Genomic DNA, 22,143 nt, shown 5'->3' with positions numbered 1-22,143 from the left:
CTGACCCGCCCGCAAGCCCTGACCCGCGCCGTCGTCTCTCGCGCCGGCCCGATGCATCAGTCCGTGCGCCGCGGAAACCCGGTCGGACGAAGAGGGGGACGGACAGAACAGGCTGGAGAGAACAGGAGGGTCCGCCATGGCTGACGACCTCATCACCCTGGTCACCACCGACCACCGTGAGCTACAGCGTCTGTTCGACATGATGAAGTCGGACCGGAGCTCCCGGCCGCTGGCGCTCCCGCTGGCCGTGGCCATGCTGGAGGCCCACAGCGAGGCCGAGGAGGACCGGGTGTACCCGGCCGTGGCCCGTGAGGCCGGGGAGAAGGCAGAGGCCGAACACGCCGCCGAGGAACACCACGAAGCCGAGAGCCTCGGCAAGCACCTGCTGGAGATGGACTGGGAGAGCGCGGAGTTCGACCGCGCCCTGGAGCAGTGGATCGGTGCCGTCGAGCACCACATGGAGGAAGAGGAGAACGACATCCTGCCCTCCCTGAGCCAGGCCGTCGGCCCGGAGCGGCTGCGCGAACTCGGCCTGGAGTTCGCCACCCGGCGCTCCCGGAAACTGGTCGGCATGCCTCTCAAGGCCGCCGGTGGCACCGGGAGCCGGTCGCAGCAGCCGGCGACGGGGGAGACGCGCGCGGAGCTGTACGAGAAGGCGCGCGAGCTCGGCGTCGAGGGCCGCTCGTCGATGAACAAGGAAGAACTGGCGGAGAAGGTGCACGAGGCCGAGGGCAGCTGACTGCACCGACCACGGCCACGGGAGGGCACCCCCTCGGGAGGGGGCACCCCCTCGGCGCCGACCCTCCCGCCCTCCCGCCTCCCGCACCGACACAGAAAGGCATCCCCATGGCGGCGACAAGACGGCGTTACGCGGTGGCGGCCTCCAGTCGCTGGTGGGACGAGGAGGACGGCCGCTGGCAGCCCGCCGGAGAGGTCCACGCCTGGGAGCAGGGCATGAACCAGACCGTGTGCGGCCTCGCCCTGCACCGCTCCCGGCTGGCCCGCTTCCCGGGCTTCGAGTGGGCCGACGTACAGCCCGAGTCCGGCGGTGCGGCCGACGCGGTGCGCCGCGTGTGCCCCCGCTGCGCCTCCGCAGGCGGACGACGGGACCAGCCGGCCCGCCGGGGCTGGCAGCGCACCCACCCGCGACCGTAGTGAGGTGGCCCGCCGATTCCGAGAGGGGAGGGCCGCACACCTGGACCATCCGATGGCCGGCCCCTCACGCCCGGCGCCTTGATCACCGGCCGCCGGCCGGCACCGCGCCGGGCACGACCGGGACGTCGGGCCGCGACGCACCGATGCGTACCCGCCGTACACCGTCGGAGAAGTGGACCAGGGGTTCACCGGTCGGCGGGGGGAGACCCGCGGCGGTGGTCAGCGTCTCGTCGAGCGCGTCGAGCGTCGCGTCGGACAGCGGCCAGGGCTCGTGCTCGACCGGCGTCTCCCACAGCAGGCCGAACCGCCGGGTGTACGCCCGCCAGCGCGAGGTCAGCCACACGTCCCGCTCGGTGGGCCTGATCGGGCTGCCGGGCCGGACGACCAGGCGGTACGACGCTCCGCCGCCCCACCGCGAGCCCTCGTACAGCACGGTGTCGCCGTATCCGGACACCCTCAGGTCGCCCATGGTGTAGGGCACGCCCACGGCTCGAGCGGACAGCATCAGGGGAGAGGAGACCTCGATGGATAGGAACCACAGGCCGTCCCGTCCGCCGCGGTGGCGGACGTAGGTCCGCAGGTTGGTCTCCGCGAAGGTCGGCAGACCGGGCAGCCGCGCGGGAACGCCGGGCGGGCGTACGTCCGCCATGACGAACGGCGTCAGACTCACCCAGGCCGCGCCCTCGCACTCGTCCACGACCAGGCCCTCGGGCAGCAGCGCCTGGACCGCGTCCGGCGGGTAGCGCCAGTGCACGAACGCCTGTCTCACCCAGCCGGCCCGCATGACCGGGACCCGTACCCGCTGCTCGGCCTCGTACGCGACCACGGCCGCCGAGTTCCCCTCGGCGGCCGTGGGTAACGCGACGGCCGGTCAGGCGCTGAGCAGCGAGTCGTCCTCGGGGCGCGCGCCGGGCAGCCGGTGGCGGGCGGCGATGACCGCGGCGTCGATGTCACAGGTTCCGGTCGCCACGCAGAGTGTGTAGGCGACGTCGTCCATCCGCCGGCGCACCTCGGTGCTCCCGTCCTCGGCGTGCAGAATGCGCAGCGTCTCGTACTGCTCCAGCAGGTTCTCCAGAACGGCGGGGTGCGCCATGAGCATCAGAGGTCTCCTCCTTCGTCCTCATTCACATGTGCCGTTCCAGTGCCCCGGACCCGAGTGAATATGCCCCGCCCGTGCCCGCGCGTGGCCGGTCCGGCGCCCGTGCCTCATTCCAGGCGCCGACGGTCCTCCTCGTCCCACTTGCGCGTGTCACGCGGTTCGACATAGGGCCGCTCCTCCGGCGGATACCCTCCGGCGATCGCCCGCTGCCGGGCGGTCTCGGCGTCGAACTCCAGGCCCAGCAGGATCGCGATATTGGTGATCCACAGCCAGATCAGGAAGATGATCACACCGGCGAAGGTCCCGTAGGTCTTGTTGTACGAGGCGAAGTTCGCCACGTAGAACGCGAACCCGGCGGAGGCGATCAGCCAGATGACCAGGGCGAGGAGGCTGCCCGGTGTGATCCACCGGAAGCCGCGGATCTTGGCGTTGGGGCTGGCCCAGTACAGGATCGCGATCATGAGGGAGACCAGGAGGACCAGGACGGGCCACTTCGCGTACGTCCACACGGTCAGCGCGGTGTCCCCGACCCCGAGGACGTCTCCGGCCCGGCTGGCGAGGGGGCCGGTGAAGACCACGATCAGGGCGCTGGCCACCGCGAGGACCATCAGCACGACGGTCAGGGCGAGCCGCAGCGGCAGCACCTTCCACACCGGGCGGCCCTCGGGAATGTCGTAGACCGCGTTGGAGGTGCGGATGAACGCCGCCACATAACCGGACGCCGACCAGATGGCCAGGGCCAGGCCGACGATCGCCATGACCGACCCGACACCGGCGTTGCCCTGCAGCTGCTGCACGGCGTTGTTGATCACATCTCGGGCGGCCCCGGGGGTGAGCTGCTGGATGTTGTCCAGCACCGACCGGGTGGCCGACCGTCCGGCGATCCCCAGCAGGGACACGAGCACCAGCAGCGCCGGGAACAGCGACAGGATGCCGTAGTAGGTCAGGGCCGCCGCCCGGTCGGTCAGCTCGTCCCTCTTGAACTCCTTGAACGTGCCGCGCAGCACCGCCGACCAGGACTTGCCCGGCAGACCGGTGGGGGAGTCCGGCGCCCGGTCCGTCACCTCCGGGCCCGGACCGAACCGCTCCGGCCCGTCTTCGTGGCGGCCGGTGTCCGCACGGCCTTCCCGCTCGTCGGCTGCGGGACCATGGGCGTGGTCCCGGCCATGGCGAGCGTCCTCACGCGTGTGTCGCAGTCTTATGAGCTTCGCCATACCGGGCCGGGTAACCACAAAACGCCCCTTCATCCGGACCGCCGACCGCCGGTCCGAGGGCTCATCGGTGGCGGGGCCGCCTCACCGCGCCGACCAGCAGGATCACGGCCGGCCGGGGAGAGCGCGGGCTGCGGGAGACGCCGAGCAGCGGCCATGGCGGGCATGCTCACCGGTCAGCAGGGACGCCCTCCGCCGGCCGCCCGACGCCTTTGCGCCGCCGCCGGCCGCCCGACGCCTTCGTGCCGGCGTCGGGCGGCCGTCCGGGAAGCCGTTCCGGCGGCTACCAGCTGACGGGAAGCCGTTCGGGCACGCGCTTCATGAACCCGGTGCGCCACACCAGTTGCTCGACGGGCACGGCGAGATCCAGCCGGGGCATCCGCTCCAGCAGGACGCGCAGCGCGACCTCGGCGTGCTTCTTGCCCAGGGCGGTCGCCGGGCAGTAGTGGCCGCCGCCGCCGAACGACAGATGCGTGCCCGCGTTGGGCCGGTCCAGACGGATCGCGTCCGGGTCGTCGTACTGCGCGGGGTCGTGGTTGGCGGCCTCGACCAGCACCAGGACCAGGTCTCCCTTGGCGACGGTCACCTCACCCAGCCGCACGTCGTCGAGCGCGATGCGCGGCAGTCCGTCGGCGATGGACAGGTTGACGCGCAGCAACTCGTCGACGGCGGTGGGGATCAGACCGGGGTCGGCGGCCAGTCGGTCCCGTACGTCGTGGTCGAGCAGCAGCGTCACGCACATCATCGTCAGCGCGCCCATGACGGAGATGACTCCGGCCCCGAACATCGTGACCCCGACCGTGGCGAACATCTCGTCGGAGACGTGCGCGTACTCGGGTGTGCCGCGCAGTGTGGCCAGTTCGCCCATCAGACCGGTGGTGGTGGGGTCGTCCAGGCGGGACGTCATGTAGGCGATGTCACGGTCCCAGTTGAGGGCGGCGGCGGGGATCGGGCGGGGGCTGTTCATGAACGCCACGTGCAGGCTGCGGTACAGGCGGTCCGCGTCGGCCGGCGGGATGCCGAGCAGCCGGCAGTGCAGGCCGGTGGAGTACGGCACGGTGAAGTCGCGCCGCAGATCCGCCGGGGGCCCCTGGGCGAGGATGCGGTCGGCCAGTTCGGCGGCGTGTGCCTGCATCCACTCGGCGTGCGCCTTGGGGTTGATGGCGCGCATCACCGCGCGGCGCAGCCCGGCCCCGGTGATGTTGCCCATGTTGTTCACGACCTCGGGTGGGATCGTGAGCGCGTACTGGCGGGGCACTCCGGGGGCGGACGTCTCCTTCAGGCTGAACCGGTCGTCCTCCAGCACCTGCTTGCACAGGGCGTGCGAGGACACCAGCCACGCCTGGTCCCCGGCGATGGTGCGCACTCGGGTGACCGGACGTTCCCGCAGCAGCGAGGGCACCTCGTCCGGGAGCCGGTCACCGCGCGGAGAGAAGGGGAAGTCGAGCAGATCGGTGTCGGTGGCGGTGGTCACGCGGTGTCCTCCGGTGCGGTGAGAGCGATGATGCCGTGGCCCTGGTTGCGGGAGGCGCGCAGACCATGGCCAGGCCCGTACAGCAGGTCCGCCAACGGCAGCACCTGGTGGTAGCAGTTGAGCGAGGAGGGCACGTCGAAGACGGCGGGGGAGTCGATGAACAGAGGCAGTTCGGCCAGGATGTAGCGGGTGCACACCTCGCGCTGCAGGTCCGTGGCGTCCCGGCCGGTGACCTTGTCCTTGAGGAACCGGTCCACCAACTCCGCCACCGTCGCCGTCAGCGCGGTGTCGCCGGCCATCAGCGCGTCGAGCTGTCGGCTGAGCCGCCGGTAGCCCGGCCGGGCGGTGAGTGCGGAGACCGGCTGGGCCCGCACCCGTGTCCCGTCCGGATCGACGGTCAGGGCCGCGTTGGTGACTTTGGCGCGCACCCCGCGCAGGTTCTTCACCGCCTTGCGGCGGGCGTCGTCGGGTGTGTACCCCAGGGCCTGGTACATGTCGGCGATGTACAGGTCCGTATAGACGATGTCCACCTGCGCGAAGCGCTCGGCCGCCCAGTGGGCCAGCCCGTTCACGGTGTCCGCGGTGAAGAAGCTGTTGCCCGGCGAGACACCGATGACGGCGTGGTGGGCTTCCTGCTGGATCACCCGGCAATGCGGGGTGTACGGCCGCACGGTGAATATGTCGGTCGTGATGGTTGTCAAGAGGACGGATCCCTTAACGAGTCGCTAGTCCCAATGGGGCCCCGTGCCCCCGGTGTGGCGACTCCGGGCTAGAACCTAACCGACCGCCTCGCCCTCACACAGCATAACCGGTGAGTAACTCAGTGAGATATTCAGGCGGTTGAATCATGGACAAGCTGGACGGATGCCCGGCGGCCCGCTCCGGCGGACCGCCGACCGCGCTGATCATCCGTCAGCAGGTGGGAATCACCGTGCCGTTGTTGTCCCGTGCCTCGTCGTTGCCCCACCGGGAGAGGTAGTACGCCGACACGTACTGGTTCGCCGGGCCCACGTCGAGGTCGGTGCGCAGCCACCAGTGGTTGTAGTTGCCGGCGGCGTCCCGGATCTCGCGGCCCCAGGTCTTGCAGAAGACGTAGTTGGTGCCCGCGTAGAGGGTGCCGGTGCGGGTGGTGCTGGTCGGGGACGCGTAGCCGGGGGCGTCGGCGAAGGTGTCCACCCAGTACTTGGTGACCCCGCCCGAGCAACCGTTGTCGCTCGTCAGGTACTTCTGGTGGTAGGAGCCCGGATAGGGGGCGAGGGAGACGCCGTTGATGCGGATGGTCTGGCCGACGCCGTTGTAGAGCTGCTCGTAGTGGATGTGGGCCCCGGAGCTGTTGCCGGTGGAACCGGTCGTGCCGATCTGCTGGCCCTGGGAGACGCCCTGGCCGTGGCTGACGGAGAAGGCGGCGAGGTGGAAGTAGTACGTCTTCCAGCCGCCGCCGTGGTCGATGACGATGTAGTTGCCGGCCCCGCCCGCCTGGTAGTAGCGGTAGGCGGTCCCGGACGCGGAGGCCAGCACGGGCGTGCCCGCGGTGGTGCCGCCGTCGGAGCGCACGAAGTCCAGCGCGAGGCGGACCTCGGCGGAGTGGTGGCTGTAGGTCCACTGCTGGCCGCAGGGGTAGGGCGCCTTGAAGTTCGGCGCCGCGTGGGCGGGGGCGGCGGTGAGGCCGACCAGCCCGATGACGGCGGCGGCGAGGACGGACAGGAAGCGTCTGAGTGGCATGGCGCGGACTCCTTGCAGGGGAGTGGGGGTCAGCACTCGGTCCGCCAGCATCTCATGGCGTGTACATGTCTATACAGATGCCGGGTGGCTCGATCCGTCCGCCGCGCCGACGGGAGCGGGGCGCGGGCGGCCCGAGGGGGCCGCCCGCGCGAAGGTGAAGACCGGTGCGGGGCAGGTCAGTTCAGCGTGTCCGGGTCGGGGCCGGTCCGCAGGCCGCGGTCGAGCGCGGTGATCGCGGCCATCTCCTCGGCCGACAGCTCGAAGCCGAAGACGTCGATGTTCTCGCGGATCCGGGCCGGGGTGACGGACTTCGGGATGACCACGTTCCCCAGCTGGAGGTGCCAGCGCAGCACCACCTGGGCCGTGCTCCTGCCGTGCCGTCCGGCGATCTCCCGCAGCGCGGGCTCCTCCAGGACGGCGCCCTGCGCCAGCGGGCTCCACGCCTCGGTGACGATGGAGTGCCGGGCGTGCAGATCACGCAGTTCGCGCTGCTGGAGCGCCGGGTGCAGCTCGATCTGGTTGACGGCCGGGACGAGGTCGCTGCTGTCCAGGAGCCGTGCGAGGTGGGCGGGCTGGAAGTTGGAGACACCGGCGGTGCGGACGCGGCCCTCGGCGACGAGCCGCTCGATGGCCCTCCAGCTGTCCAGGTAGAGGTCGCGGGCCGGGGCGGGCCAATGGATGAGGTAGAGGTCGACGTGGTCCAGGCCCAGCTTGCCGAGGCTGGCGTCGAAGGCCCGCAGCGTGGCGTCGTAGCCCTGGTCGGCGTTCCACAGCTTGGTGGTGACGAACAGTTCCTCCCGCGGGAGGCCGGACGCGGCGAGCGCCTTGCCGACGCCGCCCTCGTTGCCGTAGGCCGCCGCCGTGTCGATGGAGCGGTAGCCCGCCTCCAGCGCGGTGCCGACGGCGGCGGTGGTCTCCTCGTCGGGGACCTGGAAGACGCCGAACCCCAGCTGGGGCATCTCGATGCCGTTGTTGAGCGTGACGGTGGGGACGTGGGTCATGGTGGTTCCTCTGATCTGGTACGGCGGTGAGCGACGGGTCAGCCGAGAGCGGCGACGGCCGCGGCCGCGAAGGAGTGGTCCTGCTCGGGCGCCCCGCCGCCGACGCCTATGGCGCCGATGAGACGGCCGTCGCGGTGGACCGGGAGGCCGCCGGCGATGAACAGCAGCGGCCGGTCGAGCGCGGTCGTCAGGCTGTGGAAGGGGCCGTCGGGCTTGACCAGGTCGACCAGGTCGGCCGTGGGCGCGTCCAGCTGGAGGGCGGTGTACGCCTTGCGGGTGCTGGTCTCTCCGGAGATCAGCACGGCCCGGTCGTCGCGTCGGAAGGCCAGCGGGTGCCCTCCGGCGTCCAGCACGGTGACGCTGACCGCGACACCGGCGGCGTCCGCGGCCCGACGGGCCGCGTGGAGCAGGATCTCCGCGTCGGCGGTGGTGAGGGGGGTGACGGTGGTGGTGCTCATGAGGTGGTGCTCCGATGACGAGGTCGTACGGGGGAGGGGTGGGGTCGAGTGGTCGGTGCCCGCCGCGCGCGGGCGTCCGAGGGGCCGGTGTCGGTGCCGGCTGCGCGCGGGCGTCCGGGGGCCGATGTCCGTGCCGGCTGCGCGCGGGCGTCCGGGGGACCGGTGTCAGTGCCCGCTGTACGCGGGCGTCCGACGGGCCGCGGTGGCGGCCGAGGGCTCGTCGGCCTGCTCCTGGGTCCTGGCGCGGGCGCGCCGGTCGAGGCGGGCGGCGAGGAGGGCCAGCAGCAGCGCGGTGCCGGAGAGCAGGGCGCCGACCCAGTTGGGGGCGGTGTAGCCGAGTCCGGCGGCGATGACGATGCCGCCGAGCCAGGCCGCGAGGGCGTTGCCCAGGTTGAAGGCGCCGATGTTGGCGGCCGAGGCCAGGGTGGGGGCCGCGGCGGCCTGGTCGAGCACCCACTTCTGCAGCGGGGGCACGGTGGCGAAGCCCAGCGCGCCGATCAGCGTCAGCGTGATCGCGGCGAGGACCTTGTGGTGGGCGGTCGCGGTGAACAGCAGCAGGGACGCGGACAGCGCGCCCAGCGAGACGAACAGCATCGGCATCAGGGCGCGGTCGGCGTACCGGCCGCCGAGCAGGTTGCCCAGGAACATGCCCGCGCCGAACAGCACCAGCAGCCAGGTGACGGCGCCCTCGGTGTAGCCGGTGACCTCGGTCATCATCGGCGTGATGTAGGTGATCGCGGCGAAGACACCGCCGTAGCCGAGGACGGTCATCGCCATGGCCAGCCACACCTGGACGTTCCTGAAGGCGGCGACCTCCGCCCGGACGTTCGCGGACGCGGGCGGCCTGCCCTGCTCGGGGACGAGCCGTGCGACACCCAGCAGTCCGATGACGCCGAGTGCCGCGACGACGAAGGTGACCCGCCAGCCGGCCGCCTGACCGATGTAGGTGCCGCCGGGGACCCCGACGATGTTGGCCACGGTCAGGCCCATGAACATCAGGGAGATCGCGGAGGCCCTCTTGTGCGGTGCCACCAGATCGGCGGCCACCACGGACCCGATGCCGAAGAACGCGCCGTGGGCGAGCGAGGCCACGACCCGGCCGCCGAGCATCAGCCCGAAGCCGGGCGCGAAGGCGGAGAGGGCGTTGCCGGCGATGAAGAGCCCCATCAGGAACATGAGCATCTTCTTGCGGGACACCTTGGTCCCGAGGACCGTCAGCAGCGGGGCCCCGACGACGACGCCGAGGGCGTAGCCGGAGACGAGCCAGCCGGCGGTGGGGATGGTGACGCCGAAGTCGTCCGCGACCTGGGGCAGCACGCCCATGATCACGAATTCGGTGGTGCCGATCCCGAAGGCCCCGATGGCCAGGGCCAGGAGCGCGAGAGGCATGGGGAGGAACCTTCCAAGCGATTGCGTGAGGCGCTTACGAGCTTCGACAATAGTTGCAGACGCGCGCTAAATGCAAATGGGCGGAAGTGTGAGGGCGGGTATTCGGCGCCTGCAACCATATGTGGGGTAGGGGCCCGAGCGCCTTCCCGCGCTCCGGGGCCTGATAAGTTCGCCGACGATCATCTAGTCGGCCGAGGGTGTGGGGAGGCGCGGTGCACCGGCTCGCCAGGGCCGTCCGCCCCTTGCGGACGCTCCCGGACGGACGTCGGCGGACGACCGGAAGACGGTCGCGCACGGCCTGCGTGGCGCTGGGCCTGCTGGTGGCTCTGGCCACGGTGCTGGGCGTGACCTGCCTGTGCGCCTACGGGCAGTTCGGCCGGCCCCCCGTCGCCGCCACCGCGTACGACGTGGCGGACGGCCATGTCGGTCACCATGCCCGCGTCGCTCCGGGCGAGCACCGCTGCGGTGACCAGAAGGCGGCCGACACCCCCACCACCGGTCCCGTGCCGCAGCCCCAGCCGGTCACCCTGCCCTGCCGGGTCGACGCACGGCCGACCGCCGTCCCGGCCACCGCCATGCGCCACGGCGCGGCCCCGCGCGCGCCCGACCTCCATGTCCTCCAGGTGTCGCGGACCTAGGCCGGATGCCCCTCACCCGGCATCCGTCTGTCACCGCTGCACGAGAAGGACTCGATCATGGCCTCCAGCACCTCCAAGGGCAGAAGCACCCACCAGAACAAGCCGTCGGGCAAGGAGCGGGCCGCGGCCCGTCGCGCCCGCATCGAGGAACAGCGACGCGCCGAGCAGGCGCGCGAACGACGCAACCGCATGATGGCCGTCACGGCGTCCGCCGCGATCGTTATCGCCGTCGTGGCCGGCGGCTGGTACCTGATCGACGCCGCCAAGGACGAGGAGCGCGCCAAGGCCGCCCCGGTGTCCGGCGAGAAGACCTGGTCCAAGCTGGGCCGCAACCACGTCGAGAAGCAGGTCGACTACCCGATGACGCCCGCCGCCGGCGGCGACCACTCGCAGGTCTGGCAGAACTGCGACGGCGATGTCTACACCCAGGAGATACAGGCCGAGAACGCCGTCCACTCCCTCGAACACGGGGCGGTCTGGGTGACCTACAACGACCGCGCCGCCGACGCCGACGTCAAGGCGCTCGCCGCCAGGGTCGCCAAGACGCCGTACACCCTCATGAGCCCCCTCAAGGCCCAGTCCTCGCCGATCACACTGACCGCGTGGGGCCACCAGATCAACGTGACGAAGGCGTCCGACCCGAGGGTGGCCGAGTTCCTGGAGAAGTACGTCCAGGGCAGCCAGACCCCCGAGCCCGGCGCCGCCTGCACCGGCGGCAAGTCCGCCTAGCGCCCTGACGCGCGAGTCCGGTGCCGCGCGGCCGAACGCCCCGGCACCGGACGTTTCCCCGTCGCCCTCCCGGCTGTCCACCGGTCGACGCGAGGAAAGTAACGGATCCAAACAAGGCCGAACATCGAAGTCGGACAGAATCCTTGACGACGTATCAGCGCCTCCCTACTCTCACACGCCGTGGGAGCGTTCCCACCCTGTGATCGAGCGGACCGCCCACCCGCACGCACTCCCCGGCACCCCGCGGTCGCTCACCCCCACACACCGGAGGTCACCGTGACCGACGCACACCGCCGCACCCCGCCCCGAGGGAGAGCGGCGCACCGGCTGATCGGCAGTGTCATGGCCGCCGCCGCGCTGGCCGCATCCGCGCTCGTCGCCCTGCCCGAGACCGCGCACGCCGCGACGGCCCGGCAGGTGGAACGCCTCGACCGAGGACTGACCAGCACCTACACCGGCAGCGGCAACCTGGTGTCCTGGCGCTGGCTGGCCACCGACCCCAACGGCGTGGCGTTCAACGTCTACCGCGGCACCACCAGGCTCAACTCCACGCCGATCACCGCCTCGACCAACTACTTCGACGCCGGCGCCCCCAACTCGGCCGACTACACGGTACGAGCGGTCGTGAACGGCACCGAGCAGCCGTCGTCCGAACACGCCCTCCAACTGCGCTCCGGATATCTGGACATCCCCCTCTCCCCACCCGCCGGCGGCACCACACCGGACGGCGTGGCCTACACCTACGAGGCCAACGACGCCTCCACCGGAGACCTCGACGGCGACGGCAGGCTCGACCTGGTCCTGAAGTGGCAGCCGACCAACGCCAAGGACAACTCCCAGTCCGGCTACACCGGCAACACCGTCGTCGACGGCATACGCCTGGACGGCACCCGCCTGTGGCGCATCGACCTGGGCCGCAACATCCGCTCCGGCGCGCACTACACCCAGTTCCAGGTGTACGACTACGACGGCGACGGCAAGGCCGAGGTCGCCATGAAGACGGCCGACGGCACCCGCGACGGCACCGGCGTGGTGATCGGCAACGGCTCGGCGGACCACCGCAATTCAAGCGGCTATGTGCTGTCCGGCCCCGAGTACCTGACCATGTTCAACGGCCAGACGGGCCGGGCCATGGGCACCGTCGACTACGTCCCGGCCCGAGGCACGGTCTCCTCCTGGGGCGACTCCTACGGCAACCGCGTGGACCGCTTCCTCGCCGGCACGGCCTACCTGGACGGCGCCCGTCCGTCCCTGATCATGGCCCGCGGCTACTACACCCGTACCGTCATCGCCGCCTGGGACTGGCGAGGCGGCGCCTTCACCCGCCGCTGGACCTTCGACACCAACTCCTCGACCAACGCGGGCAAGGGGTACGACGGCCAGGGCAACCACAGTCTGTCGATCGCGGACGTCGACGCCGACGGCCGGGACGAGATCGTCTACGGCGCGATGACGGTGGACGACAACGGGGCCGGGCTGTGGACGACCCGGCTGGGCCACGGCGACGCGGGGCACGTCGGCGACCTCAACCCCTCCCGTGCGGGACTTGAGTACTTCAAGGTCTCCGAGGACGCCGGCAAGCCCGGCTCCTGGATGGCCGACGCGCGCACCGGGCAGATCCTGTGGCAGACCGCCTCCGGCTCCGACAACGGCCGCGGTGTCGCCGCCGACGTCCACGCCGGCAGCGCGGGCGCCGAGGCATGGTCCGCCGCCGACACCACCCTGCGCTCTGCGACCGGCGCCTCCCTCGGCCGGGAGCCGTCCAGCGTCAACTTCCTGTCGTGGTGGGACGGCGACACCGTCCGCGAACTCCTCGACGGCACCCGTATCGACAAGTACGGCACGTCCGGCGACACCCGCCTGCTCACCGGCTCCGGCGTCGCCTCCAACAACGGCACCAAGTCCACCCCCGCCCTGTCCGGCGACCTCCTCGGCGACTGGCGCGAGGAGGTCGTCTGGCGCACCGGCGACAACCGCGCGCTGCGCATCTACTCCACCCCCCACCAGACGAACACCCGGATGACCACCCTGCTCCACGACACCCAGTACCGCACCGCGCTGGCCTGGCAGAACACCGCCTACAACCAGCCCCCGCACCCCAGCTTCTTCATCGGAGCCGGCATGCCCACCGCGCCCCGCCCCACCGTCTACACCCCCTGACCGACGGCCACCGAGGGGCTCGGGCCGAACGCCTGAGCCCCGTGCCGGGTCCGGGGAGCCCGCGAACCGCCGGTTCAGCGGGTGACCAGCAGGCCCCGCTCGCGCAGCACCCGTCGCTCCAGCGGGCTGAAGATCAGCAGGTCGATGGCGATGCCGACGAGCAGGATGAGGAAGATGGCCAGGAACACCTGCGAGATGCTGGCGTTGTTGCGCCCGTTCTCCAGCAACTGGCCGAGCCCCACGCCCAGTTCGGGGGACGAGGCGATGATCTCGGCGGCCATCAGCGAGCGCCAGGAGAAGGCCCAGCCCTGCTTCAGTCCGGCGAGATAGCCGGGGAGCGCGCCCGGCATCACGATGTGCCAGGCGCCGCGCAGGCCGGTCGCGCCCAGGGTGCGTCCGGCGCGCAGGAACAGCGGGGGGATCTGGTCGATGCCCGCGACGAGGCCGTTGGCGACGGAGGGCACCGCGCCGAGCAGGATCACGGCGTACATCATCGAGTTGTTCAGGCCCAGCCAGAGCACCGCGGGCGGCACCCAGGCCACGGAGGGCAGCGACTGCAGACCCGACAGGATGGGGCCGACGGCCGCCCTGACGACACCCACCCGGGCGACCAGCAGGCCGAGCGGCGTTCCGATGGCGAGTGCCATCAGGAAGCCGAGCAGGCCGCGCGAGACCGACGTCCAGATGTAGTCGAGGAGCGTGCCCTGCCGCCAGGCGATGGTCACCTCGTCCCACACCGCGGACGGAGAGGGCAGTTTGTAGTCGGGGGCCACCTCGGCCCACACCAGCAGCTGCCAGACCACCAGGACCAGTGCGGCGGCGGTGACCGGCGGCAGTGCCTTGCGGATCAGCGTCGCGCGCAGCGGTGTGCGGTCGGCCCGTACCGACTCCAGTGCGTCGAGTCCGGCCTCCAGCCCCGCCAGATCGTGCGTGTCCCGCACTCTCCGGGGCTCTCCAGCCGCCGAGCCGGCCTTGTCGGCGCCGGTACCGGTGTCAGTGCTGGCCATGGCGGCGGATCTCCCTGCGCAGTTCTTCGGTGATGTCGACGGACAGCTCGGCGACCGCGCTGTCCTCGATGCGGCGCGGCTGCGGGATGCCGACGGTCCATTCGCGGGCGATCCGGCCCGGCCGCGAGGACAGCAGCACCACGCGCTGCGCCAGTTTCACCGCCTCCCGCACGTTGTGCGTCACGAACAGCACCGACACTCCCGTCTCGTGCCAGATGCGGGTCAGCTCTTCGTGCAGGACGTCACGGGTGATGGCGTCCAGCGCGGCGAACGGCTCGTCCATCAGCAGCAGCCGGCTGTCCTGGGCCAGCGCGCGGGCCAGTGCGACGCGCTGGCGCATACCGCCCGACAGTTCGTGCACCCGCTTGCCGTGCGCCCCCTGCAGCCGTACGAGGTCCAGCAGCCGTTCCGCCTCGGCGCGGCGCTCCGGTTTGGCGACGCCGCGCAGTTTCAGCGCGAGTTCGATGTTCTTGCCCGCGGTCAGCCAGGGGAACAGGGCGTGCTCCTGGAACATCAGGGCGGGCCGTCCGTCCGTGTGGATCGAGCCGGCGGACGGCAGGTCCAGCCCGGCGACCAGGTTGAGCAGGGTGGACTTGCCGCAGCCGGAGGCCCCCAGGAGGGTGACGAACTCGCCGGGTGCGACATCGAGGGTGATGTCGTCCAGCACGAGCTGCTGCCCGTCGGGCGTGCCCGGCGCGGGGAAGGACTTCGAGACGTGCTCGATCCGTGCGGCGGGCGCCACCGCCGTGGCGTCCTGGACAGCCTCGGCGACCGTGGTGGCCATGGTCGTCACCTCCTGGGAACTCATCGGGGCGGTTGCCGTTCGTCAGCTGTTCGGCTGCTCGGCGCCGAGCCCGGCGTCGTCGACCTCGTCCTTGCCCTCGGTCTTGAGGACCTTGTTCAGGAGGGTGAGGTCGTAGATGCCCTTGAGGTCGGGCTTCTCCAGCAGGCCGGCCTTGACGGCGTGCTCCGCCTGGGCGTTGAGGGTGGAGGCCAGCGGGTCGTCGAGGAAGGTGATGGACTTCCAGGCCGGGTCGATGACCTCGGCGGGCAGGGCCTTGCCGGACTCTTCCTTCAGGGCCGCGTTGGCGGACGCCTTGGCCTGGTCCGGGTGGGCGTTGATCCATTCGTTGGTCTTCACCGAGCCGCGCAGCACGGCCTCGACGACGTCCGGGTGCTCCTTGAGGAACTTCTGCGACACGATGATGTTGGTGATCACGAACTTCTTGTCGGGCCACAGGTCGGCCTCGTCGAGGAGTACTTTGCCGCCCTCGGCGACCAGCTTGGACGCGGTCGGCTCCGGTACCCAGGCGCCGTCTATGGAACCGGACTTGTAGGCGTCGGGGGTGATCTTGTTGTCGGTGCGGACGACGGAGACGTCACCCCGGCCGCTCTGCGCGTCGACCGTCCAGCCCTGTTCGGCGATCCAGTTGAGGAAGGCGACGTCCTGGGTGTTGCCGAGCTGCGGTGTGGCGATCTTCTTGCCCTTGAGATCCTTCAGGGACGCGACCTTGTCCGGGTTGACGACGAGCTTGACGCCGCCGGAGGCGGAGCCGCCGACGATGCGCAGATTGGTGCCCTTGGACTTGGTGTAGCCGTTGATGGCGGGGGAGGGGCCGATCCAGCCGATGTCGATGGAGCCGGCGTTGAGCGCTTCGATCTCGGAGGGGCCGGCGTTGAAGGTCGATGCCTTGATCTCGGTGCCGCCGAGTTCCTTCTGGAGCAGGCCCTCCTGGATGCCCACCAGGGCGGTGGCGTGGGTGAGGTTGGGGAAGTAGCCGATCCTCACCTCGTCGGCGGACAGCTTCTTTGCGTCCGCCGCGACCTCGGTCCGCTTGTCGTCGTCGGTGGCGTCGGATCCGTAGCCGCAGGCGGTGAGCAGGAGGGGGAGCGTCGCTACGACGGCGATGGTGCGCAGGGCGGTGAGCGGTCTCGCGGCAGACACGGAGGTGTCCTCTCGGGGAAAGGGGTGATCAGGGAGATGCGACAGGTGCGACAGCGCGAGGCGCAGAGCTCAGGGGCATGCGCCTGCGCTGCGTTCGCCGGCCCTCGGCGTCGGCGAAGCCGTCGCGGACCCGGGAGCGGAGCTGTGCGGGGAGGGCGGGCGCGGGTGACGCTGCCGACCGAAGCATCTTCGGTCGGCAGCCTCAGACGGGCCGACAGATGGCGCTGGACGTACGGCCGAGATCGATGTGGCGGCGCGAGGTCAGCAGGGGGAGCGACAGATCTGCGCGGTTGCGCGTTCGCATGGCCACCCCCCGGATCCCTAGTTTTCCTACCTGGCTGATAGGGATCGTGGCAGAAGGTGGCGCTCACCCCAAGGGGGTGTTCGTATGGTGGACGCGGCCATCTCACTGCCTGGGATGTGTGGCGCAGGCCCGGCGTGACCGATGCCGCGTCGGCCACGTGGCGGACCGCCGGGCGGGAGCCGATGCCCCCGCCCGGCGGCCGCGCGTGGCGGGTGCGGTGCTCAGGCCACGGCCGGGGTGTAGTGGGCGGCGTCGTCTCCCTCGATGACGTGGCTGAGAGTGCCGTCGACACCGGCCGGGACGTCGCCCGCCACGGTCACCCGGTGCAGCAGACGCGGCAGGTCGCCGTAGTCGTCGGGGGCGTAGTGCTGGGTGATGCGGTTGTCGAACAGGACGAGGTCGCCGGGCGTCCAGGCCACGCGCACGATGTTCTCGGGCCGGGTGACGTACGACTGGAAGATGCGCAGCAGGTCGCGGGAGTCGGACGGGCCGAGGCCCAGGATGCTCTGGGCGAAGCCGCCGACGAACAGCCCGCGCTCCCCGGTCTCGGGGTGGACGCGGACGACCGGGTGGGCCGTGCGGTACTTCCGGGAGACGAACCGCCTGCGGTGCTCGGCCGCCTTCTCGCTCTTCGGGGCGGCGTAGTCGTAGTCGTTGGTGTGCACCGCCCACAGCTTGTCCGCCAGCTCGCGCAGCGGCTCGGGCAGATCCCGGTACGCGGCGGCCGCGTTGGCGATGAGGGTGTTGCCGCCGTAGGGCGGGACCACGATGCTGCGCAGCGTGGACGCCTTCGGGGGCGTACGGACGAAGGTGACGTCGGTGTGCCAGTGGTTGGCGCGGATCCCCTCGTCGCCGTCGACCGGCAGGATGTTCGGCCGGCCGTCGACGGACGGGACCGTCGGGTGCGCGGTGGTCAGTTCCCCGAAGAGGGAGGCGAAGCGGAGCTGGCCCTCGTCGTCCAGGTTCTGGTCGCGGAAGACGAGCGCCTTGTGTTCCAGGAGCGCGGAGTTGATCTCGGTGACGACGGCGGGGTCGAGGTCGGTGGAAAGATCCACGCCGTGGATCTCGGCGCCGATACGGCCGCCGATCCTGCGGATGTCGAAGCCGGTGCTGGTGGTCATGTGCGGGTGTCCTTTCGAGGGGTGATCGGTCGGGGGGTCGTCAGGAGCGGTCGAGGCCCGGTCATGCGGCCGCTTCCTCATCCGTGGCCGCCGCGGCCAGCCGGTTGGCGGGGCGGGCCAGGCCGTAGTGCTCGCGCAGGGTGCGGCCGGTGTACTCCGTGCGGAACAGCCCGCGTCGCTGCAGGAGCGGTACGACGTGGTCGACGAAGTCCTCCAGGCCGCCCGGCAGATGGGGCGGCATGATGTTGAAGCCGTCGGCGGCGCCCTCGGTGAACCACTCCTCGAGCTCGTCGGCGATCTGCTCGGGAGTGCCGGCGACGACGCGGTGGCCGCGTCCGGCGCCGAGGCGGGCGATGAGCTCGCGCAGGGTGAGGCCGTCACGGCGGGCGAGTTCGGCGACGAGCGTGAAGCGGCTCTTGTTGCCGTTGATGTCCCGCTCCTCCGGCAGCTCGGGCAGCGGCCCGTCCAGCGGCAGTCCGGTCAGATCGGTGCCGAGCATCCCGGACAGCTGGGCGAGCCCGTACTCCGGAACCTGCAGTTCCGTCAACTCCTGTTCCAGGGCACGGGCTTCGGCCTCCGTCGAGCCGATGACGGGCGCGATGCCGGGAAGCACCAGCAGCTGGTCCCCGGTGCGGCCGTAGCGGGCGAGCCGGGACTTGAGGTCCTTGGAGAATGCCTGGCCGTCGGCGAGGGTCTGCTGGGCGGTGAAGACGGCCTCGGCGTACTGGGCGGCGAACTCCTTGCCGTCCTGCGACGAGCCGGCCTGCACCAGCAGCGGGTAGCCCTGCGGGCTGCGCGGTACGTTCAGCGGGCCCCGCACCCGGAAGTGCTCCCCACGGTGGTCGATCTCCCGCACCTTGTCGGTGTCGGCGTAGACGCCGTGCTCTCGGTCGAGGAGGATCGCGTCGTCCTCCCAGCTGTCCCACAGCTTGGTGGCGACCTCGACGAACTCCCGCGCCCGCCGGTAGCGCAGCGCGTGCTCCAGGTGTTCGTCCTGCCCGAAGTTGCGGGCTTCGTTCACGCTGCCGGAGGTGACGATGTTCCAGCCCGCCCGGCCGCCGCTGATGTGGTCCAGGGAGGCGAACTTGCGTGCGGTGTGGAAGGGCTCGTTGAAGGTGGTGGAGACGGTGGCGATCAGACCGACGTGTTCGGTGACCGCCGCCAGGGCGGACAGCAGGGTGAGCGGTTCGAAGCCGCCGAGGGCGTTGTGCCGGACGTTGCCCCACAGGGCGAGGCCGTCGGCGAGGAACACCGAATCGAGCAGGCCGCGCTCGGCGGTCCGGGCGAGCTGCTGGAAGTAGCGCAGGTCGGTGACGCGTTCGGGCTGGGTCCTGGAGTGGCGCCAGGCGGCGTCGTGGTGGCCCGCGTTCATCAGAAAGGCGTTGAGATGCAGTTGGTGGGGTCTGGGCGCGGTCATGAGTCTTCCTCGGATCAGGGGGGGGCAGGAGAGGAGCGGGGGGCAGGGGAGGGCGTGCGGGGAGGGGCGGTGTCGGGCGGGTCAGCCGCCCGCGGGTACGCGCCAGGAGCTGAGCCGTCGCTCGACGGTCACCAGGAACTGGTTGAAGACCACGCCGATGGCGGAGATCGTGATGATGCCCGCGTACATCTGCGGGATCGCGAAGTTGTACTGCGAGGCATTGATCAGATAGCCGAGGCCCGCCTTGGCGCCGATCATCTCGGCGGCGACCAGCACCAGGATCGACACCGCTCCGGCCAGCCGGATGCCGGTGAACATCACCGGAACCGAGGCGGGCAGGATGACCTTCTGGAACAGCCGGGGCGCGGACAGGTCCATCGACTTCGCCAGCTTCAGCAGGGTCGGATCGACATGGCGGACGGCGCTGATGGTGTTGAGCAGGATCGGCCAGGTGCACGCGTACACCACGATGGAGATCTTCGAGGTCTCGCCGATGCCCAGCAGCAGGACGAACACCGGCAGCAGGGCCAGCGCCGCGGTGTTGCGGAACACCTCCAGCAGTGGACCGAGGAGGTCGGCGACCGGCCGGTACCAGCCGATCAGCAGCCCGAGCGGTACGGCGACGGCCACGGCGATACCGAATCCGCTGAACGAACGCGCCAGGCTGGCACGCGCGTTGTCGGCGAGCTGACCGTCCGCGGCGAGCCCCCACCAGGCGTCGGCGACCTCGCTGAACGGCGGCAGGAAGATCCGGTCCACCAGACCGGCCCGTGGCGCGACCTCCCACAGCAGGAGCAGCGCCACGATGGCCGCGGACCGGGTCGCCCCCTTCAGCAGCAGATACGGCAGCCGGCGTACCGTCCGCAGCGCTGTCCGGCGGACACGGGCCGTGCGGAAGGGGACCGTGCGGAAGGGGGCCCGGCGCGCGTCCGGGGGCGATGAGGCACCGGGCGTGAGTGGGGTGGATGGGCCGGCCTCGGGGGACGTGGCGGACTCGGCGGGTCGGCTGAGGGAAGGCGCCTGGATCGCTCCTGCCGTACTCGCCGCGTCGGCCGTGGTGGTCACGTCGGTCGCGGTGGGCGCGTCGGTCGTATCGGCGGCCGTGCCGGTCGTGGAGCTCATACGGATGCCTCCTCCTTCTCCAACTGCTGGGCCCTGGCCACCTCGTCGTGCAGCAGGGACCAGATCTCGTGGCGGTGCCGTGCGAACTCGGGACTGGAGCGGAGGTCGTCCGTCGCCGTACGGGGGCCGAGGGCGACCGGCACGATCTGCTTGATCCGGCCGGGCCTCGACGTCATGACGGCGACGCGCTGCCCCAGGTAGACGGCCTCGTCGATGCCGTGGGTGATGAAGACGACGGTCTTGCCGGTGCGCTGCCAGATGCGCAGCAGTTCGTCCTGGAGCGACTCCCGGGTCTGGGCGTCCAGCGCGGCGAACGGCTCGTCCATCAGCAGGACCGCGGGGTCGTAGGCGAGGCTGCGGGCGATGGCCACCCGCTGCCGCATCCCGCCCGACAGCTCGTGCGGATGGCGGTCCTCGAACCCGGTCAGGCCGACCAGGTCCAGGAACTCGCGGGCTCGTGCGGCGCGTTGGCGTCGTGGGACACCGGTGGCCTCCAGGCCGAACTCGACGTTGCCCTGCGCCGTGCGCCACGGCAGCAGCGCGTACTGCTGGAAGACGATGCCCCGGTCCAGGCCCGGCCCGGTGACGGGTTCGCCGTCCAGCAGAATCCGTCCGCCGGTGGGCCGGGCGAGGCCGCCGAGCAGCTCCAGCAGTGTCGACTTTCCGCAGCCGCTGGGACCGACCAGGACGACGAACTCGCCGTCCGCTATCTCCAGGTCGATACCGTCGAGGGCGGTGAAACGGGCCCTCTGCCCGATCCCCGTACGGTCCTTGACGGTGAAGTCCTTGCGTACGCCCTCGAACACGATCCTGGGCTTCGTGAGGGGTGGGGTGTCTTCCGGCATGGGATCAGCTCCCGCTCTTCGCGGTGGAGGACTTCCTGTAGGCGTTGAACTCATTGGTGTAGAGGTCCGACAGCGTGACCCGGCCCTTGTCGATGTCGCCCCGCTCGGCCAGCCAGTCGATCCACAACTGGAGTTCCTTGCCGGTGATCCGGCCCGCTGTCTCGGCGACGCCGTAGGACCGCCAGAACTTCAGCGGTGCGGTGTCCTCGTTGCGGCCGCGCTTCTTCACGATCTCCGTCATCCGGTCGACGACCTCTTCGTGCGGAGTGGAGCGGGACCACTCGATGGCCCGCCCCACGGCGGTGACGAAGGTCCGGGCCGTGTCGGGGTTCCGCTGCAGGAAGCGGTCGGTCATCACATAGGTGCCGGCGCTGAACGCGCCGAGCAGTTGGTAGTCCGTGAACAGCGGGCGGATGCCGCCGGTCTCCAGGGCCTTGTCGCGCAGAATGCCGCCGAGTACGGCCACGTCGATCTGCTTCTGCCGCAGGGACTGCTCGGTGTTGACCGGGGGCACCACAAGCGGCTCGACCGTGTCGATGTCCGCCTGTGACAGACCGCCCCGCTGAAGGTAGATGTCCAGCATGGCCTCGGAGTGGGCTCCGAGGGTGTTCATCCCGACCTTCTTGCCGATCAGGTCCCTGGCCGAGCGGATCGGGCTGTCCTTGAGGACGTAGAAGCCGTTGTAGGCGTGACGGTCGGCGCCGTAGTAACTGATGACGGCCTTGATGGGGGCGTTGTTGGCGGCCAGTTTGACGACCGCGCCGTTGAAGGCGCCGCCGAAGTCGACCTGCCCGGTGGCCGCTGACTGGATGTCCTGCGGTCCGCTGATCGTGTTGCCGACCCACTTCAGCTTCACGTCCTCCAGATAGCCGAGATCCTCGGCCAGTTCGGGCAGAGTGACCTGGCCGGCCCAGCCCTGGTATCTCAGCGTCCTGGTCTGGTCCTTGGCGGCCGGTGTCCCGGACGCCGCAGTGCCGCAGCTCACCGACACCGCCGAAAGACCGAGCAGGGTGAGAAAGTGACGTCGGGTCGATGCCGTCGTGGCCATGGCAGGTTCCTGTTCGGAATAAGGGGGAAAGGGAGGGCAGACGTCGAACGGCGGAGAGAAGGTCTCAGCGGAAAATGCCTGTGACGAGGCCGACGTCCGTCGAAAAAGGGCAGCGGCTCGTGGGGAAGCCGGCTGTGAAAGGGAGCGAAGGAAAGCCGTGCTTGTCAGTGAGTGCGGCGACCGACGGCACAGACGGCGCCGGCCTGGCGTCGCAGATCGACGTGCAGGCGAGCGGCGAGAATTTCGGACTTGCTCACAGCCACGAGCGTTCCAGCGGAATCCAGCCAGGTCAATGTCG

The 22,143-nt window shown here is 70.7% G+C and carries 23 protein-coding genes; 5 read left to right on the top strand and 18 right to left on the bottom strand.

Annotated features, from left to right (window positions below; translation table 11 throughout):
• Window positions 1–136 precede the first annotated feature (136 nt).
• Window positions 137–739: a hemerythrin domain-containing protein gene (locus tag ACSU6M_RS01570; RefSeq protein WP_437066325.1), complete on the top strand. Its 603-nt coding sequence runs from the start codon at window positions 137–139 to the stop codon at window positions 737–739.
• A gap of 107 nt (window positions 740–846) precedes the next feature.
• Entirely contained in the window at window positions 847–1,155 is a 309-nt protein-coding gene (locus ACSU6M_RS01565) for a hypothetical protein (RefSeq protein WP_437066323.1), read from the top strand.
• An 82-nt stretch (window positions 1,156–1,237) separates the two neighbouring features.
• Here the strand turns inward: ACSU6M_RS01565 and ACSU6M_RS01560 are convergent, their stop codons facing one another.
• From ACSU6M_RS01560 to ACSU6M_RS01520, 9 genes are all read right to left on the bottom strand, one after another.
• Window positions 1,238–1,981, bottom strand: a complete 744-nt coding sequence (locus tag ACSU6M_RS01560; RefSeq protein ID WP_437066322.1) for a YqjF family protein — start codon at window positions 1,979–1,981, stop codon at window positions 1,238–1,240.
• Between the two features lie 45 nt (window positions 1,982–2,026).
• Window positions 2,027–2,254 carry a DUF5133 domain-containing protein gene (locus ACSU6M_RS01555; RefSeq protein ID WP_437066320.1) on the bottom strand — a complete coding sequence of 76 codons (228 nt, stop codon included), beginning with the start codon at window positions 2,252–2,254 and terminating at the stop codon, window positions 2,027–2,029.
• Window positions 2,255–2,361: 107 nt separating this feature from the next.
• The gene (locus tag ACSU6M_RS01550; RefSeq protein ID WP_437066318.1) at window positions 2,362–3,468 is read right to left on the bottom strand and encodes a YihY/virulence factor BrkB family protein; all 1,107 of its coding nucleotides are present in this window, start codon (window positions 3,466–3,468) and stop codon (window positions 2,362–2,364) included.
• Between the two features lie 280 nt (window positions 3,469–3,748).
• Window positions 3,749–4,939 (bottom strand): cytochrome P450, encoded by a 1,191-nt coding sequence (locus tag ACSU6M_RS01545; protein ID WP_437066317.1) that lies wholly within the window; start codon window positions 4,937–4,939, stop codon window positions 3,749–3,751.
• Window positions 4,936–5,640 (bottom strand): tRNA-dependent cyclodipeptide synthase, encoded by a 705-nt coding sequence (locus tag ACSU6M_RS01540; RefSeq protein ID WP_437066316.1) that lies wholly within the window; start codon window positions 5,638–5,640, stop codon window positions 4,936–4,938. Before ACSU6M_RS01540 ends, ACSU6M_RS01545 begins: the two co-directional genes overlap by 4 nt.
• A gap of 211 nt (window positions 5,641–5,851) precedes the next feature.
• Window positions 5,852–6,661, bottom strand: coding sequence for a M23 family metallopeptidase (locus ACSU6M_RS01535; protein WP_437066314.1), 810 nt, complete (start codon window positions 6,659–6,661; stop codon window positions 5,852–5,854).
• A 176-nt stretch (window positions 6,662–6,837) separates the two neighbouring features.
• Window positions 6,838–7,662: an aldo/keto reductase gene (locus ACSU6M_RS01530; protein ID WP_437066312.1), complete on the bottom strand. Its 825-nt coding sequence runs from the start codon at window positions 7,660–7,662 to the stop codon at window positions 6,838–6,840.
• A 38-nt stretch (window positions 7,663–7,700) separates the two neighbouring features.
• Complete coding sequence (locus ACSU6M_RS01525; protein WP_437066311.1) at window positions 7,701–8,120, bottom strand: GlcG/HbpS family heme-binding protein; 420 nt, start codon at window positions 8,118–8,120, stop codon at window positions 7,701–7,703.
• Window positions 8,121–8,285: 165 nt separating this feature from the next.
• Window positions 8,286–9,509, bottom strand: a complete 1,224-nt coding sequence (locus ACSU6M_RS01520; protein ID WP_437066309.1) for an MFS transporter — start codon at window positions 9,507–9,509, stop codon at window positions 8,286–8,288.
• Window positions 9,510–9,811: 302 nt separating this feature from the next.
• Between ACSU6M_RS01520 and ACSU6M_RS01515 the strand changes: the two genes are divergently transcribed.
• From ACSU6M_RS01515 to ACSU6M_RS01505, 3 genes are all read left to right on the top strand, one after another.
• Window positions 9,812–10,147 carry a hypothetical protein gene (locus tag ACSU6M_RS01515; RefSeq protein ID WP_437066307.1) on the top strand — a complete coding sequence of 112 codons (336 nt, stop codon included), beginning with the start codon at window positions 9,812–9,814 and terminating at the stop codon, window positions 10,145–10,147.
• Window positions 10,148–10,204: 57 nt separating this feature from the next.
• Complete coding sequence (locus tag ACSU6M_RS01510; RefSeq protein WP_437066305.1) at window positions 10,205–10,876, top strand: DUF3105 domain-containing protein; 672 nt, start codon at window positions 10,205–10,207, stop codon at window positions 10,874–10,876.
• 276 nt (window positions 10,877–11,152) lie between these two features.
• Complete coding sequence (locus ACSU6M_RS01505; RefSeq protein ID WP_437066303.1) at window positions 11,153–13,036, top strand: rhamnogalacturonan lyase; 1,884 nt, start codon at window positions 11,153–11,155, stop codon at window positions 13,034–13,036.
• Between the two features lie 74 nt (window positions 13,037–13,110).
• Here ACSU6M_RS01505 and ACSU6M_RS01500 read toward each other — a convergent pair whose 3' ends face one another.
• The 9 genes from ACSU6M_RS01500 to ACSU6M_RS01460 form a co-directional block, all read right to left on the bottom strand.
• Window positions 13,111–14,043 (bottom strand): ABC transporter permease, encoded by a 933-nt coding sequence (locus tag ACSU6M_RS01500; protein ID WP_437066301.1) that lies wholly within the window; start codon window positions 14,041–14,043, stop codon window positions 13,111–13,113.
• Window positions 14,030–14,827 (bottom strand): ABC transporter ATP-binding protein, encoded by a 798-nt coding sequence (locus ACSU6M_RS01495; RefSeq protein ID WP_437066300.1) that lies wholly within the window; start codon window positions 14,825–14,827, stop codon window positions 14,030–14,032. Before ACSU6M_RS01495 ends, ACSU6M_RS01500 begins: the two co-directional genes overlap by 14 nt.
• 42 nt (window positions 14,828–14,869) lie before the next feature.
• The gene (locus tag ACSU6M_RS01490) at window positions 14,870–15,988 is read right to left on the bottom strand and encodes an ABC transporter substrate-binding protein (RefSeq protein ID WP_437066298.1); all 1,119 of its coding nucleotides are present in this window, start codon (window positions 15,986–15,988) and stop codon (window positions 14,870–14,872) included.
• Between the two features lie 202 nt (window positions 15,989–16,190).
• Window positions 16,191–16,292: a putative leader peptide gene (locus tag ACSU6M_RS01485; RefSeq protein ID WP_437074963.1), complete on the bottom strand. Its 102-nt coding sequence runs from the start codon at window positions 16,290–16,292 to the stop codon at window positions 16,191–16,193.
• 221 nt (window positions 16,293–16,513) lie between these two features.
• Complete coding sequence (locus ACSU6M_RS01480; protein WP_437066296.1) at window positions 16,514–17,413, bottom strand: TauD/TfdA dioxygenase family protein; 900 nt, start codon at window positions 17,411–17,413, stop codon at window positions 16,514–16,516.
• A gap of 61 nt (window positions 17,414–17,474) precedes the next feature.
• A complete protein-coding gene (locus tag ACSU6M_RS01475) occupies window positions 17,475–18,830 on the bottom strand; it encodes an LLM class flavin-dependent oxidoreductase (protein WP_437066295.1) in 1,356 nt (451 codons plus the stop codon).
• Window positions 18,831–18,911: 81 nt separating this feature from the next.
• Window positions 18,912–19,952, bottom strand: coding sequence for an ABC transporter permease (locus ACSU6M_RS01470; protein WP_437066294.1), 1,041 nt, complete (start codon window positions 19,950–19,952; stop codon window positions 18,912–18,914).
• Complete coding sequence (locus ACSU6M_RS01465) at window positions 19,949–20,797, bottom strand: ABC transporter ATP-binding protein (protein ID WP_437066292.1); 849 nt, start codon at window positions 20,795–20,797, stop codon at window positions 19,949–19,951. Before ACSU6M_RS01465 ends, ACSU6M_RS01470 begins: the two co-directional genes overlap by 4 nt.
• A gap of 4 nt (window positions 20,798–20,801) precedes the next feature.
• Window positions 20,802–21,845 carry an ABC transporter substrate-binding protein gene (locus ACSU6M_RS01460; RefSeq protein WP_437066291.1) on the bottom strand — a complete coding sequence of 348 codons (1,044 nt, stop codon included), beginning with the start codon at window positions 21,843–21,845 and terminating at the stop codon, window positions 20,802–20,804.
• Between the last annotated feature and the right edge of the window lie 298 nt (window positions 21,846–22,143).

Source organism: Streptomyces sp. enrichment culture (genome assembly GCF_964272895.1).
Classification (GTDB): Bacteria; Actinomycetota; Actinomycetes; order Streptomycetales; family Streptomycetaceae; genus Streptomyces.
This window is presented reverse-complemented; position numbering and strand designations above follow the sequence as displayed.

What these genes read in the sequence shown, in the direction of transcription:
- ACSU6M_RS01570 (WP_437066325.1), top strand. Translation starts at nt 137, where the DNA reads ATGGCTGACGACCTCATCACCCTGGTCACCACCGACCACCGTGAGCTA.
- ACSU6M_RS01565 (WP_437066323.1), top strand. Translation starts at nt 847, where the DNA reads ATGGCGGCGACAAGACGGCGTTACGCGGTGGCGGCCTCCAGTCGCTGG.
- ACSU6M_RS01555 (WP_437066320.1), bottom strand. Translation starts at nt 2,254, where the DNA reads ATGCTCATGGCGCACCCCGCCGTTCTGGAGAACCTGCTGGAGCAGTAC.
- ACSU6M_RS01550 (WP_437066318.1), bottom strand. Translation starts at nt 3,468, where the DNA reads ATGGCGAAGCTCATAAGACTGCGACACACGCGTGAGGACGCTCGCCAT.
- ACSU6M_RS01535 (WP_437066314.1), bottom strand. Translation starts at nt 6,661, where the DNA reads ATGCCACTCAGACGCTTCCTGTCCGTCCTCGCCGCCGCCGTCATCGGG.
- ACSU6M_RS01530 (WP_437066312.1), bottom strand. Translation starts at nt 7,662, where the DNA reads ATGACCCACGTCCCCACCGTCACGCTCAACAACGGCATCGAGATGCCC.
- ACSU6M_RS01525 (WP_437066311.1), bottom strand. Translation starts at nt 8,120, where the DNA reads ATGAGCACCACCACCGTCACCCCCCTCACCACCGCCGACGCGGAGATC.
- ACSU6M_RS01520 (WP_437066309.1), bottom strand. Translation starts at nt 9,509, where the DNA reads ATGCCTCTCGCGCTCCTGGCCCTGGCCATCGGGGCCTTCGGGATCGGC.
- ACSU6M_RS01510 (WP_437066305.1), top strand. Translation starts at nt 10,205, where the DNA reads ATGGCCTCCAGCACCTCCAAGGGCAGAAGCACCCACCAGAACAAGCCG.
- ACSU6M_RS01500 (WP_437066301.1), bottom strand. Translation starts at nt 14,043, where the DNA reads ATGGCCAGCACTGACACCGGTACCGGCGCCGACAAGGCCGGCTCGGCG.
- ACSU6M_RS01495 (WP_437066300.1), bottom strand. Translation starts at nt 14,827, where the DNA reads ATGGCCACCACGGTCGCCGAGGCTGTCCAGGACGCCACGGCGGTGGCG.
- ACSU6M_RS01485 (WP_437074963.1), bottom strand. Translation starts at nt 16,292, where the DNA reads ATGCGAACGCGCAACCGCGCAGATCTGTCGCTCCCCCTGCTGACCTCG.
- ACSU6M_RS01480 (WP_437066296.1), bottom strand. Translation starts at nt 17,413, where the DNA reads ATGACCACCAGCACCGGCTTCGACATCCGCAGGATCGGCGGCCGTATC.
- ACSU6M_RS01475 (WP_437066295.1), bottom strand. Translation starts at nt 18,830, where the DNA reads ATGACCGCGCCCAGACCCCACCAACTGCATCTCAACGCCTTTCTGATG.
- ACSU6M_RS01470 (WP_437066294.1), bottom strand. Translation starts at nt 19,952, where the DNA reads ATGAGCTCCACGACCGGCACGGCCGCCGATACGACCGACGCGCCCACC.
- ACSU6M_RS01465 (WP_437066292.1), bottom strand. Translation starts at nt 20,797, where the DNA reads ATGCCGGAAGACACCCCACCCCTCACGAAGCCCAGGATCGTGTTCGAG.
- ACSU6M_RS01460 (WP_437066291.1), bottom strand. Translation starts at nt 21,845, where the DNA reads ATGGCCACGACGGCATCGACCCGACGTCACTTTCTCACCCTGCTCGGT.